Source organism: Rhizobium sp. MHM7A (genome assembly GCF_005862215.1).
In the GTDB taxonomy this organism is placed as follows: domain Bacteria; phylum Pseudomonadota; class Alphaproteobacteria; order Rhizobiales; family Rhizobiaceae; genus Rhizobium; species Rhizobium bangladeshense.
The window spans coordinates 365,045-378,214 of the sequence record NZ_VCHT01000004.1 but is presented as its reverse complement, the minus strand read 5'-3'; the positions used below and the strand labels follow the sequence as shown (position 1 = coordinate 378,214).

General features: G+C 60.6%; 14 protein-coding genes and 2 pseudogenes. 9 read left to right on the top strand and 7 right to left on the bottom strand.

Annotated features, from left to right (window positions below; translation table 11 throughout):
- Window positions 1–22: 22 nt before the first annotated feature.
- Window positions 23–418 carry a hypothetical protein gene (locus FFR93_RS18115; RefSeq protein ID WP_138394226.1) on the bottom strand — a complete coding sequence of 132 codons (396 nt, stop codon included), beginning with the start codon at window positions 416–418 and terminating at the stop codon, window positions 23–25.
- A 209-nt stretch (window positions 419–627) separates the two neighbouring features.
- Between FFR93_RS18115 and FFR93_RS18110 the strand changes: the two genes are divergently transcribed.
- The 6 genes and pseudogenes from FFR93_RS18110 (at window position 628) to FFR93_RS18085 (ending at window position 4,687) form a co-directional block, all read left to right on the top strand.
- Window positions 628–816 (top strand): hypothetical protein, encoded by a 189-nt coding sequence (locus FFR93_RS18110; RefSeq protein WP_064712789.1) that lies wholly within the window; start codon window positions 628–630, stop codon window positions 814–816.
- A gap of 39 nt (window positions 817–855) precedes the next feature.
- A pseudogene (locus tag FFR93_RS41500) lies at window positions 856–1,173 on the top strand (hypothetical protein).
- A gap of 42 nt (window positions 1,174–1,215) precedes the next feature.
- On the top strand, window positions 1,216–1,722 hold the full coding sequence (locus FFR93_RS18100) for a helix-turn-helix domain-containing protein (RefSeq protein ID WP_138394248.1): 507 nt from the start codon (window positions 1,216–1,218) through the stop codon (window positions 1,720–1,722).
- Window positions 1,723–1,735: 13 nt separating this feature from the next.
- Window positions 1,736–3,001, top strand: a complete 1,266-nt coding sequence (gene fabF, locus FFR93_RS18095) for a beta-ketoacyl-ACP synthase II (protein ID WP_138394225.1) — start codon at window positions 1,736–1,738, stop codon at window positions 2,999–3,001.
- Window positions 3,002–3,091: 90 nt separating this feature from the next.
- Window positions 3,092–3,520 carry a DUF4864 domain-containing protein gene (locus tag FFR93_RS18090; protein WP_138394224.1) on the top strand — a complete coding sequence of 143 codons (429 nt, stop codon included), beginning with the start codon at window positions 3,092–3,094 and terminating at the stop codon, window positions 3,518–3,520.
- Between the two features lie 102 nt (window positions 3,521–3,622).
- Window positions 3,623–4,687, top strand: coding sequence for an acyltransferase (locus FFR93_RS18085; RefSeq protein WP_138394223.1), 1,065 nt, complete (start codon window positions 3,623–3,625; stop codon window positions 4,685–4,687).
- A gap of 619 nt (window positions 4,688–5,306) precedes the next feature.
- On the opposite strand, the gene tgt is transcribed toward FFR93_RS18085, so the two are convergent.
- The 5 genes from tgt to coaD all read right to left on the bottom strand — a co-directional run bounded on the left by tgt (window position 5,307) and on the right by coaD (window position 9,223).
- Complete coding sequence (gene tgt / locus FFR93_RS18075) at window positions 5,307–6,437, bottom strand: tRNA guanosine(34) transglycosylase Tgt (protein ID WP_138394222.1); 1,131 nt, start codon at window positions 6,435–6,437, stop codon at window positions 5,307–5,309.
- A complete protein-coding gene (gene queA, locus FFR93_RS18070) occupies window positions 6,438–7,520 on the bottom strand; it encodes a tRNA preQ1(34) S-adenosylmethionine ribosyltransferase-isomerase QueA (RefSeq protein WP_138394221.1) in 1,083 nt (360 codons plus the stop codon).
- A gap of 71 nt (window positions 7,521–7,591) precedes the next feature.
- Window positions 7,592–8,101 (bottom strand): peptidylprolyl isomerase, encoded by a 510-nt coding sequence (locus tag FFR93_RS18065; RefSeq protein ID WP_064708924.1) that lies wholly within the window; start codon window positions 8,099–8,101, stop codon window positions 7,592–7,594.
- A gap of 28 nt (window positions 8,102–8,129) precedes the next feature.
- The gene (locus FFR93_RS18060; RefSeq protein ID WP_064708925.1) at window positions 8,130–8,702 is read right to left on the bottom strand and encodes a peptidylprolyl isomerase; all 573 of its coding nucleotides are present in this window, start codon (window positions 8,700–8,702) and stop codon (window positions 8,130–8,132) included.
- A 26-nt stretch (window positions 8,703–8,728) separates the two neighbouring features.
- A complete protein-coding gene (coaD, locus tag FFR93_RS18055) occupies window positions 8,729–9,223 on the bottom strand; it encodes a pantetheine-phosphate adenylyltransferase (protein ID WP_138394220.1) in 495 nt (164 codons plus the stop codon).
- Window positions 9,224–9,314: 91 nt separating this feature from the next.
- Here coaD and FFR93_RS18050 point away from each other — a divergent pair.
- From FFR93_RS18050 to FFR93_RS41930, 3 genes and pseudogenes are all read left to right on the top strand, one after another.
- Window positions 9,315–9,606 (top strand): annotated as a pseudogene (locus tag FFR93_RS18050) (hypothetical protein).
- 132 nt (window positions 9,607–9,738) lie between these two features.
- A complete protein-coding gene (locus FFR93_RS40940; protein ID WP_003539654.1) occupies window positions 9,739–9,894 on the top strand; it encodes a hypothetical protein in 156 nt (51 codons plus the stop codon).
- Between the two features lie 35 nt (window positions 9,895–9,929).
- On the top strand, window positions 9,930–10,064 hold the full coding sequence (locus FFR93_RS41930; protein ID WP_259663786.1) for a hypothetical protein: 135 nt from the start codon (window positions 9,930–9,932) through the stop codon (window positions 10,062–10,064).
- A gap of 181 nt (window positions 10,065–10,245) precedes the next feature.
- Here FFR93_RS41930 and gyrA read toward each other — a convergent pair whose 3' ends face one another.
- Window positions 10,246–13,053: a DNA gyrase subunit A gene (gene gyrA, locus FFR93_RS18045; RefSeq protein WP_138394219.1), complete on the bottom strand. Its 2,808-nt coding sequence runs from the start codon at window positions 13,051–13,053 to the stop codon at window positions 10,246–10,248.
- Between the last annotated feature and the right edge of the window lie 117 nt (window positions 13,054–13,170).

The following is a 13,170-nucleotide window of genomic DNA, read 5'->3' as shown; positions in this document are numbered from 1 at the left end:
AATCTGCGGGATCGGGCGAAGATCAGTGCCGCGGCGCGTTGGCGGGAATGGAGGACACCGTCGCCGAAACGGGGTCACTTGCCGGAAAGGTGTCTTCGAGGCCTTCGTTCAGCTCCTCTTCCAGCGTCTCGCTATCGTGGGTCGAACGTGCGCTCGGCTGCCCGACGAGACCCTTGCTGCCTTCGTCGAAGTTGCCGTTGCTCAAAGCGTCGTAACGGTTGATGCTGCCGTCTGCGTCACGGCCGGGAAAGGCGGTCAGCTGAACCATCATCACCTTGGCGCGGTCGAGCGCCGTCGAGTTGTCGAGCTCGCCGTGAGAATTTTCGATTTTGACGGCAATCGACTCCCCTCCCTCGCCCAGGAATTCCACGGTGAAGAAGTTGCCGGACTGTGTCACGCGTGTATCGATCAACTGCATGAGAACCTCCTGTGTTCATGCCAGTTCAACGGTGATCAGCATCCGGAGTTCCACGACAGCGGCATTTCAATGCGGATGCATGGCGCGTCGGTTTGCATGGGCTCGACACCCAACCGGCAGTTATGGTTAATTTATTAATAATTCCGGGTTTATGATCGGAACCATGCGGGCTTTCCGAGTGTTGATGCTGCGCCGTGGAGGAACCCCCGATGATCCTGAAAATCCTTGCTCCAAAAATCGACGCCGACTGCCATGATACCGGTACCTACCCCGACGGTATATTCGTCGAAAACCGAATCGACCTTTCGTCGCGCCGTGACGGCCGCCGTCGCTCGCCGCATGAACGCGACTACGGCGCCGACAGGAAATTGGAGAACCTGCCGCTGGGCTTCGTCTAAGCAGCATGCGAAAGGCCAGAACCTTCCCTTGCCGGCCGGATAGTTCCGGCCACATTCTCGTTTGACGCCACTCGTACAGGCCGGAAGAAGCCTTTTCCCTGGATTGCCTACATCCCCATTTCATCGCCGCGCAATCCTAGCCAACGGCATGTAGCATTTCGTCAAAGGCATCAGCGACCGGCCCTTCCGCACGCCGGGCCTGGGCGAACTTCCTCACCGCTCTTCTCTTCGGCAATCGGGTCGCTCTATATCGGCACATCAGGCGAAAGGATCTTTGTCGCGGCCAGCATGCTCGCCACCGGCATCCTGCTCGCCCGCTTTTTCGAAGGCGGCGCGGCCTGGAGCTTTCTGGCCTAGGTGACTTGCATGATGATAGTTACTAATGTAGTGACATCCGCCATGCAGCGGACGAGTTTCAGCCAGTTCAAATGCCCGGCAGCGCGCGCGCTCGACAGCGTCGGCGACTGGTGGAGCATTCTGATCCTTCGCGATGCCTTCCAAGGGCTGTCGCGTTTCGACGAGTTTCAGAAAAGCCTTGGCGTGGCCCCGAACATCCTGACGCGGCGGTTGAAACATCTGACGGACCAGGGCCTGTTCGAACGGCGGCTCTACCAGCAGCGCCCCGCCCGCTATGAATATCTGCTGACCGAGAAGGGCCGCGATTTCTTCCCTGTGTTGATGGCGTTGTTTTCCTGGGGGAGCCGGCACATTCCGGAAGAGGATCTCGCCTTTCTGCTCAGCGACGCCGCTTCCGGCAAATTGCGCAAGACAGTGCTGGTCGATGCCGCAACCGGCGAAGAAGTAACGCCCGAAAACACCAGCCTGATTGCTGGCCCCGCAGCCGACGATGAGGTGCACGAGCGGATCGCCCGCATGCGTGCCTGGTATCTCGGCATCGACGCATAGAGAGGAGAATGCCATGGATCGCATCGTTGTCACCGGAATGGGACTTGTCTCGCCGCTCGGCACCGGCGTCGAGCCCGCCTGGAAACGCCTCATCGACGGCGCATCCGGTCTCAGGGTGCTGCCGGAGGATGTCGTCGGCGAGCTCTCAGCCAAGGTCGGCGGTATTGTTCCCCGCGCCGTCGAGGATGCCGAGGCTGGCTTCGACCCCGACCGTTACATCACGCCCAAGGACCAGAAGAAGATGGACCGCTTCATCCAGTTCGCCATGGCGGCGACGGAGGAAGCGGTGAAGCAGGCCGGCTGGATACCGACCGACGAAGCTGCGCGCGAACGCACCGCAACGATCATCGCCTCCGGGGTCGGCGGCTTTCCAGCGATCGCCGAAGCGGTGCGGATCGGCGAAACTCGGGGCGTGCGGCGGCTATCGCCCTTTACCGTGCCCTCCTTCCTCGTCAATCTCGCCGCCGGACAGGTCAGTATCCGTTACGGTTTCAAGGGGCCGCTCGGCGCGCCGGTGACGGCCTGTGCCGCAAGCGTCCAAGCGATCGGCGATGCGGCGCGGCTGATCCGCTCCGGCGAAGCCGATGTGGCGATCTGCGGCGGTGCCGAGGCGTGCATCGACAAGGTGAGCCTCGGCGGCTTTGCCGCCGCGCGTGCGCTTTCCACCGGCTTCAATGAAACACCGGAGCTTGCCTCGCGTCCGTTCGACACGGCGCGCGACGGTTTCGTCATGGGCGAAGGCGCCGGTATCCTGGTGATTGAAACGCTGGACTACGCGCTGGCCCGCGGGGCTACACCGCTTGCCGAACTCGTCGGCTACGGCACGGCGGCGGATGCCTACCACATGACCGCAGGCCCCGAAGATGGCGACGGCGCGCGCCGCGCGATGGAGGCGGCACTCAGGCAGGCGAAAATTCCGGCTTCACAGGTCAAGCACCTCAACGCACACGCGACGTCGACACCGGTCGGTGACAAAGGCGAGATCGCTGCGATCGGGACGGTCTTCGGCCGCGCCGGCGGCATCGCCGTCAGCGCGACGAAATCGGCGACAGGCCATCTGCTCGGGGCGGCCGGCGGTTTGGAAGCAATCTTCACCATTCTTGCGCTGCGCGACCAGATCGCGCCCCCAACCCGCAACCTTGATGAAGCCGATCCGGTCACAGAGGGCATCGATATCGTCGGCAAGACGGCGCGGCCGCTGGCGATGGATTATGCCATCACCAACGGCTTCGGCTTCGGCGGCGTCAATGCCAGCGCGCTGTTCCGGCGCTGGTCTTAAGGCGTTGCCCAGTTTTGCTGGAATTACGCCAGAAATCGCCTACACTTCGCTGCCGTCGGGGATCTTCTCCGATAGAGCCGGAGATAATCCATGCGCGCCTTCTTCGCAGTTTTCATCCTGTGTGCCGCGTCCCTCCTCTCCACCGTCTCAGCCCGCGCCGACGACCCGATCGACACGACACGGACGATGATCGAGGAGCAGATCAAGGCCTTCCTTAAAGACGATGCCGAAACAGCCTATTCCTTCGCCGCCCCCGGCATCAAGGCCATGTATCCCGACAAGAACCTGTTCTTCGCCATGGTGAAGAAGAGCTACGAACCGGTCTATCATCCCGGCAATTATGCCTTCGGCCGCAGCCAGTCGATCGACAATGGCGCGCTGATCTATCACGAGGTGCTGATATCTGGCCGCGACGGCAAGGACTGGACGGCGATCTACCAGATCACGCGCCAGCCGGACGGCACCTACAGGATCAACGGCGTACAGATCATGCCCGATGCGGACAGCAAGGGTATCTGACGCGGTGTGTCGCCGTCAGAAGCCGGCCGGTTACACGGCGACGTTGCGCTAACAATTTCGAAATCCTCCCAAGGTAATAAGAGCCACCGGAGGGTCGTTACCGTGAACACTGGCAAGCAATTTTTCACAGCTCTTGAAGCGTTGCGGGGAATTGCAGCGATCATGGTCATGTTCCTGCATACGGGTGGCACCCTTGGCCCGCTGCCGGCAAATATCAGCTATCTAGGCGTAGACTTCTTCTTTCTTCTGAGCGGCGTCGTTCTCGCAAATTCATACGAAAAGCCATTGTTGGCGGGAGAGATTTCGCCTGCAGGATTTCTCCTGCAGCGCATCATTCGGCTTTATCCGCTCTATCTTCTTTCGCTTCCGATTGGCCTTCTCAGTTATGCGCTTCAATTCGGCCTGGAGCCGCTGGCAGGCCTTCTTCCGAGGGCGCTCCTGTTCATCCCAAACCCAAATCCAGAAGGGCCGTTCCCTTTGAACGGGCCTAGCTGGTCGCTCTTCTTCGAGCTCTGGGCCGGATTGCTGTTCGCCCTTGTTCTGATCAGACTATCGTTCAGAACCGTGCTTACCATCGCCTTGGGGGCTGCCTGCATCACCACATATGGAGCATCGATCGGAGGCAATTTCGATATTGGCCACCAGCCAGGCTACTTAGGATTTGGCTTTTCGCGAGTGCTGTTCTCGTTCTCGCTCGGGATCTGCCTCTGCAGGCTACATAATGTCGGGAAACCGACTGCTGCCAATGGCAACATGACCGGCCTCCTTGTCTGTGGTTGTTTGATTCTGATCACAAACATTCCGGCCAGCGCATTCCTCGGATTCCCGTATTTCGATCTCTTCATATGCCTTGTTATTTTCCCGGCAATCGTTTGGGTTGCAATGCGCACGACGCAGACGGGCTTCATCGAAATGATATTCCGCTGGCTGGGAAGGCTTTCCTATCCGATCTATATTCTGCATGGGCCTATCTTCAGCCTGCTGGATTCGCTGCGGCGGAGGGGCTTCGACCTTCCTGCCTCTCCAGCAGCCGGGATGGTCGTCGTCATGGCAATTTTCATTGTGGCTGGCATCGCCACCGTTTGCTTCGACGAGCCCGTGCGCAAGAAGCTCAAAATGATGGTTTCGCCGAATCCACCTTCTACGGCTCCTCAATCAGCAGCCTAAACTGCGAGGAGCAAATCTGAAATGTCGCGACGCGCTTTGCCCGATTAAGCATCTCTGCAGATTGAAGTTGTGTCCGCCACCCCCCGAACGTACAGACCCTATGTCCTTCTATCGGGGTGAAACTCAATGCCTATGTCATTCAAGTGGTCGCTCGCAGCCATCATCGGCTTTGCCGCCATGTCGGGTGTTGCGCAGGCGGAATCCTTCTCAAGACTTGCACAGCAAAATTTCGCCGTCGGAAACTGACCAAGGGAAAGGCTGGTGGATACGGCTGGGTCGTTTCCAACGGCAGCAAGCGGTTTTTCTGCCGGCTGAATGCCAGCTTGGCTTACGTCAACAAGAAAGAAATGGTGGGCATTACGTCGAGCGGACGGCTTATCAAGGTGGACCGCGCGACGTTTGAGGCATCGATCGGCGGCCCTGACCCGTCAATACCGCAGTGGAGCGATCTTCAAGCTGGCCGCGTCAAGCCGGCTGATGTCGGGAGTTGTACAGCCGCTCGCTGACGAATCACCCGGGCGAAAAGCCGCAGCAAGATGCTAGCGCATCGGGCCGATGCGTTCATTCAAAGTGTTACAGCGTCCTTTGCGCGTCTGGCACGGTATGACAGCGCGGGCGATCAGACAGGGTCAAGATCGCCCCTCGCCCATTCCTCCATTGTTTCGGCCGTGAAATCGGCGAAGCGGCCCTCGGCGATCGCCTTGCGTATGCCCTGCATCAGTTCCTGGTAATAGGCGAGATTGTGCCAGGAGAGCAGCATGCCGCCCAGGGCTTCGTTGGCGCGGACGAGGTGATGCAGGTAGGCGCGCGAATAATCGCGCGAGGCCGGACAGTTCGACCGTTCGTCGAGCGGGCGCATATCTTCAGCATGGCGGGCATTGCGGATATTGACCTTACCGCGGCGGGTGAAGGCCAGGCCATGGCGGCCGGAGCGGGTCGGCATGACGCAGTCGAACATATCGATGCCGCGGGCCACGGATTTGAGGATATCGTCCGGCGTGCCGACGCCCATGAGGTAACGCGGCTTTTCCACAGGCAGCACGGGAAGCGTCTCTTTCAGCATATTCAGCATCACGTCCTGCGGCTCGCCGACCGCAAGACCGCCGACGGCATAGCCCTTGAGGTCGAGCTTGGTCAGCTCCTCGGCCGAACGGATACGCAGGGCCGGGATATCGCCGCCCTGAACGATGCCGAACATCGCCTTGCCGGGCTGCTCGCCGAAGGCGACCTTGCAGCGCTCCGCCCAGCGCAGCGACATTTCCATGGCTCGCTCGATCTCCTTCGGCTCGGCCGGCAGCGCCACGCATTCGTCGAGCTGCATCTGGATGTCGGAGCCGAGCAGCCCCTGGATCTCGATCGAGCGCTCCGGCGACATATGATGCAGGCTGCCGTCGACATGCGACTTGAAGGTGACGCCCTGCTCGTCGAGCTTGCGCAGGCCGGACAGCGACATGACCTGGAAACCGCCGGAGTCGGTCAGGATCGGGTGTTCCCAGCGGATCAGCTTGTGCAGGCCTCCAAGGCGGGCGACACGCTCGGCCGTCGGGCGCAGCATCAGGTGATAGGTGTTGCCGAGGATGATGTCGGCGCCGGTTTCGCGCACCTGATCGAGATACATGGCCTTGACGGTTCCGACCGTGCCGACCGGCATGAAGGCGGGCGTGCGGATCGTGCCGCGCGGCATGGAAATCTCACCGAGACGGGCGCCGGCATCGGTCTTCTCAAGCGTGAATTGGAAGTTCTTTGTCATCTAATCTATCCGGAAAAGAAGGCTCGCGTCGCCGTAGGAGTAGAAGCGGTAGCCCGTGGAAATGGCGTGTTCATAAGCCGCATGCATGGTCTCGAAGCCGGCGAAGGCCGAAACCAGCATGAACAGCGTCGAGCGCGGCAGGTGGAAATTGGTCATCAGCATGTCGACTGCCTTGAAGCGGTAACCGGGCGTTATGAAGATGCCCGTGGCGCCTGCCCAAGGCTTGATCTCTCCACTCTGCTCGGCGGCGCTCTCGATCAGCCGCAACGAGGTCGTGCCGACACAGACGATGCGCCCGCCTCTTTCCCGCACGGCATTCAGCCGCGATGCGACGTCGGCGCTGACATAGCCGCTTTCGAGATGCATCTTGTGATGGTCGGTATCATCAGCCTTAACAGGCAGGAAAGTGCCGGCGCCGACATGCAGCGTGACGAAATGGCGTTCGATGCCGGCCTTGTCGAGGGCCTCGAACAGGCCGGGCGTGAAATGCAGGCCGGCGGTGGGGGCTGCGACGGCGCCCTCCTCGCGGGCATAGATCGTCTGGTAGTCGGCCCGGTCGCGCTCGTCCTCGGGGCGCTTGGCGGCGATATAGGGCGGCAGCGGAATATGGCCGACGGCGGCGATCGCCTCGTCGAGGGCCGGACCGGAAAGATCGAAGGCGAGCATCACTTCGCCTGCTTCGCCCTTTTCCTCCACCGTCGCATCGAGCGAGCCGATCATGCAGCTTTCGCCGCTGTGGCCGAAGGCGATACGATCGCCCTCCTTGATGCGCTTGCCCGGTTTGGCGAAGGCTTTCCAGCGGCTGGGGCCGACGCGCATGTGCAGCGTTGCCGAGACCTGCTGCCCGCCGGCGCCGTCGCGATGGCGGATGCCCTCGAGTTGGGCGGGAATGACCTTCGTGTCGTTGAAAACGAGCGCGTCTCCGGGCCGCAAGAACGATGGCAGATCCGAAACGCGATGATCCGACAGCGCGCTTGCCGCTTTTGCATCAACGACGAGCAGACGAGCGCTGTCGCGCGGCTCGGCGGGCCGCAAGGCGATGCGCTCCTCGGGCAGATCGAAGTCGAAAAGGTCAACGCGCATAAGTGTACTTTCAGGCAAAGCGAAACCCGCCCGCGCTCTCGCGCAAGGGCGGGTTTCAGCAGAAATCACAATCAGACGTCGGCGGCAACCCGCATGGAGACGATCGAGTCCGGATCGGAGACCGGCTCGCCACGCTTGATCTTGTCGACGTTGTCCATGCCTTCGATCACCTGTCCCCATACCGAATACTGCTTGTTCAGCCAGGGAGCGTCGGTGAAGCAGATGAAGAACTGCGAGTTGGCCGAGTTCGGGTTCTGCGAACGCGCCATCGAGCAGGTGCCGCGAACGTGCGGGGTGGCGGAGAATTCAGCCTTCAGATCCGGCTTGGCGGAGCCGCCCATGCCGGCGCGGCCAGGATTGAAGGTTTCCGAACCCTTCTTGCCATATTCGACATCGCCCGTCTGAGCCATGAAATCCTGAATGACGCGGTGGAAGACGACGCCGTCATAGGCCTTCTCGCGGGCGAGTTCCTTGATGCGGGCGACGTGCTCCGGGGCGACCTGCGGCAGCAGTTGTATGACAACCTTGCCCTTGGTGGTTTCCAGAATGACGGTGTTTTCGGGATCCTTGATCTCGGCCATTGCCTTCTCCTCTTCTTTCTTTCGTAACCTACTTTTTGCCCAGGGTGACCTTGATCATCCGGTCGGGATTCTTGACTTCGCCGTTCTGGCCTTCGCCGCGCTTGATCTTGTCGACGTTCTCCATGCCGGAAACGACCTTGCCGACAACGGTGTACTGGCCGTTGAGGAAGGACCCGTCTGCGAACATGATGAAGAACTGCGAATTGGCGGAATTCGGATCCTGAGAGCGCGCCATGCCGACGGTGCCGCGCACGAACGGGGTCTTGGAGAACTCAGCCGGAATGTCGGGCAGATCGGAAGAGCCGGTGCCGGCGAGGCTGGCATCGAAGCCCTTTTCCATATTGCCGTATTTGACGTCGCCGGTCTGAGCCATGAAGCCATCGATGACGCGGTGGAAAGCGACGTTGTCATATTCGCCCTTCTTGGCGAGCGCCTCGATCTGGTCGACATGCTTTGGTGCTACATCCGGCATCAGCTGGATCACCACCGGGCCGTTCTTCAGCTGAATGGTGAGATAATGATCGGCCGATTGAGCCAACGCATCCCCCGCGAAGGAGGCGAGATACAGCACGCCGGCAAATGCGAGATAGAAGAGTTTCATGTGAGCTCCGTTGCGGCGTTATCCGCCTAGGCTTTGCGCTTGGATTTGAGGGCTTGCAAGACGGCGGCCGGCACGAAAGCACTGACATCGCCGCCCATGGCTGCGATCTGGCGGACCAATGTGGCGGTAATGGGCCGCGAAGCCGTGCCGGCAGGCAAAAAGATGGTCTGGATATCGGGGGCCATCGTTCGGTTCATGCCGGCCATCTGCATTTCGTAGTCGAGATCCGTGCCGTCCCGAAGTCCGCGTATCAGAAGCGTGGCGCCATGGGCGCGGGCGGCATCGACGACCAGATTGTCGAAGGCGACGACAGTGATGTTGCCGCTCTTTCCGGGCAATGCTTCGGCCAGCGAAAGGCGGATCAGCTCTGCTCTCTCTTCGAACGAAAAGAGCGGCGCCTTGCCGGGATGGATGCCGATCGCGACGATGACTTCTTCGGCGACGTTCAGCGCCTGGACCAGAACATCCACATGCCCGTTGGTGATCGGGTCAAAGGACCCAGGATAAAAAGCTGTCGTCATCTGGCCCGGCCGTTGTTTTGACGCCTTTTGTCACGGATGCGGACTTGCCGCAAGTGATTTACCCCGGCCGCGCCGCTTGGCTGAATAGCGGATGAACATGCCATTCAAGGCCGTTTCAGATGGGATCTGCTTAACTCGGATCATCAACCAAGCGGATGCCTTCCCTGCATCCGGCGCCCCCGAAAGACACCATATCCATGCTGATTGTGCTCGTTGCGCTTGCCGTCGTTTTCTCCCTCGCCGCCGAGATGGTCTATGGCTATTTCGCCGATCGCCACGAGGTGAGCTGGGTGCGGCCGGAGCTTGCCGAACATTCAGCAATCGTGCGCGCCCAACGCCGCCTGTGCGAAAAAAACCGGGCTTCGAATCTGAACGCCAGATGAACGAGACATTCAAGGAGGCTTCAGATCGCCATTGGTAAACACCCGCTCAACATCCGGCGGAACCATTTTTAAACGGATGCGTTCACTCAACCGACACAGAAATGCGTCAAGGCGCGGCAGGAAGGACTAAAAATGCCCGGCAAGATTACGATGATTAACGTGCTCTGGATGGTCATGGTCACGGGCATGCTCACCGCAACTGTCGCTCTTTATGATCAGAAGGTCGATACCTCCAAGGTTTATGGCCCCTATGCTTCGGCCCGAACGGCCGTGCTGGGTCAGTACTGAGGGGCGAGAACGCAACTCCCAGGAAAGGAATGCCTATGTTCACGATCTTGACAGTGCTCACCGCCCTCATCAGCGTCATGTTCATAGTGTCCGTGGCCTCGACGATTTCAGCGCTGCGGCGCGAAGGCGAAGAGTTGAAGGCGCTGAACGAAAAGCATAGCGCGTTCTGACATTCCTCTCTTTCCCTCCCATGAGCGGCACCCTTTCGCCGCCTGGGCCTTTCAAAGCCGGATGCTCTTAGCGTCCGGCTTTTTTATTGGGCATTGAGCCCGTTTGAGCCAACGGAATGCTTCGGTTCGGAGGCAAGGCTCTGACAGAAAAGGGCGGCTCGAAGCCGCCCTTTTCATTCGATTACTCCTCGGCAGAACCGCCCGGATCGCCATCGACGACCGGCGTCTCATCGGTGCCGGCGGCGCTTTCGGCCGCATCGACGGCCTCCTCGGTGTCATCCTCCTCCGGCTCGCTGATGCGCTCGACCGAGACGACCTTCTCGTCCTTGGCCGTCGAGAAGATGGTGACGCCTTTTGTGGCGCGGCTGGCGATGCGGATGCCGCCGACCGGCACTCGGATCAGCTGGCCGCCGTCGGAGACCAGCATGATCTGATCGCCGTCATCGACCGGGAAGGCTGCGACAAGTTCGCCGATCTCACCCGTTTTCGACGTATCGGTGGCGCGGATGCCCTTACCGCCACGGCCGGATATGCGGAAGTCGTAGGAGGAGGAGCGCTTGCCGAAGCCCTTTTCGGACACGGTGAGCACGAATTGCTCGCGCGCCTTCAGTTCTTCGTAACGCTCATCGGAAAGCTGCCCTTCTTCCGTGACCTCTTCGCCGACGAGAGCAATGTCCTCTTCATCAACGCCTATCGCCCGGCGTTCGGCGGCGGAGCGCTTGAGGTAGGCGGCACGTTCCCATGGCTCGGCATCGACATGGCCGACGATCGTCATCGAGATGATGCGGTCGCCCTCGCCGAGATTGATGCCGCGCACACCGATCGAGTTGCGTCCGGCAAAGACGCGTACGTCGTCAACGGAGAAGCGGATGCACTGTCCGAGCGCCGTGGTCAGGAGAACGTCGTCCCGATCGGTGCAAGTCTCTACGGAGAGGATTTCATCACCCTCCTCTTCGAGCTTCATGGCGATCTTGCCGTTGCGGTTGACCTGGACGAAGTCCGACAGCTTGTTGCGACGGACCGTTCCGCGTGTCGTCGAAAACATGACGTCGAGATTGTCCCAGCTCGCCTCGTCCTCGGGCAAAGGCAGGATGGTGGTGATGCGCTCGCCCGGTTCGAGTGGCAGCATGTTGATCAGCGCCTTGCCGCGCGATTGCGGGGTGCCGATCGGCAGACGCCAGACCTTCTCCTTATAGACGATGCCGCGCGAGGAGAAGAACAGGACCGGCGTATGGGTATTTACCACGAATAGCCGGCTAACAAAATCCTCGTCGCGTGTCGTCATGCCGGAGCGGCCTTTGCCGCCGCGGCGCTGCGCGCGGTAGGTGGCCAGCGGCACGCGCTTGATATAGCCGAGATGCGAGACGGTGACGACCATGTCCTCACGGGCGATCAGATCCTCGTCGTCCATTTCAAGGCCGCCATCGACGATCTCGGTGCGGCGCGGCGTGCCGAACTCGTCGCGGACGGCGCCGAGTTCTTCCTTAACGATGGTCTGGATGCGCACGCGCGAGGAAAGAATATCGAGATAATCCCGAATTTCCTCGCCTATCTTATTGAGTTCATCGCCAATTTCGTCGCGACCGAGTGCGGTCAGGCGGGCAAGGCGCAGCTCGAGAATAGCGCGCGCCTGCTCTTCCGAGAGGTTGTAGGTGAGGTCCTCGTTGATGCGGTGACGGGGATCGTCGATCAGACGGATCAGGCTTTCGACATCTTCAGCCGGCCAGCGGCGCGTCATCAATTCCTCACGCGCCGACTGCGGATCGGGCGCCTTGCGGATGACACGGATGACTTCGTCGATGTTGGCGACGGCGATCGCAAGACCGACCAAAACGTGGGCGCGCTCGCGCGCCTTACGCAGCAGGAATTTCGTTCTCCGGCTAACAACATCCTCGCGGAAGGAGACGAAGGCGCGCAGCATGTCGAGCAGCGTCAGCTGCTCCGGCTTGCCGCCGTTCAGCGCTACCATGTTGCAGCCGAAGGACGTCTGCAGCGGCGTGTAGCGGTAAAGCTGATTGAGGATGACCTCAGCATTGGCGTCGCGCTTCAGCTCGATGACGACGCGATAACCCTGCCGGTCGGATTCGTCGCGCAGATCGGAGATGCCCTCGACGCGCTTTTCGCGCACCAGTTCAGCCATCTTCTCGATCATCGTCGCCTTGTTCACCTGGTAGGGAATTTCGGTGATGATGATCTGCTCGCGGTCGCCGCGCATCGGCTCGATCGTGGCAACGCCACGCATGATGACGGAACCGCGGCCGGTCTCGTAGGCCGAGCGGATGCCGGCGCGACCGAGGATTTTGGCGCCCGTCGGAAAATCGGGGCCGGGAATGATCTGCATCAGTTCCGGCAGCTCGATCGCCGGATCGTTGATCAGCGCGATACAGCCGTCGATGACTTCGGAGAGGTTGTGCGGCGGAATGTTGGTGGCCATGCCGACAGCAATGCCGCCAGCGCCGTTGACGAGCAGGTTCGGGAATTTGGCGGGAACCACGACCGGCTCGGACAGCGTGCCGTCATAGTTGTCGCGGAAGTCGACGGTTTCCTTGTCGAGATCGTCGAGCAGCGAATGGGCAGCCTTCTCCAAGCGGCACTCGGTGTATCGTTCGGCCGCCGGCGGATCGCCGTCAACCGAGCCGAAATTGCCCTGACCGTCAATCAGCGGCAGGCGAAGCGACCAGGGCTGCGCCATGCGGGCGAGCGCATCATAAATCGCGGCATTGCCATGCGGATGGTATTTACCCATCACGTCGCCGGTGACGCGGGCGCATTTGACGTATTTCTTGTTCCAGTCAATGCCAAGCTCGGACATGCCGTAGAGAATGCGCCGGTGCACGGGCTTCAGGCCGTCGCGCACGTCGGGCAGCGCGCGGCTGACGATGACGCTCATGGCGTAATCGAGATACGACCGCTGCATTTCCTCCATGATGGAGATGGGCTCGATGCCTGGCGGGAGCTTCCCGCCGCCGGGGGGTGTTTGCTCAGTCAAAACAGATCACGATCTCTTCTAGAATCACTTGACGAATTTATAGCGGAAAGCCTGTTCCCGCGCCATTTTCTGAGTGCCTTTTTGAACAGGCTTTTGCGGCTTAAAGAGGGTAAAGCG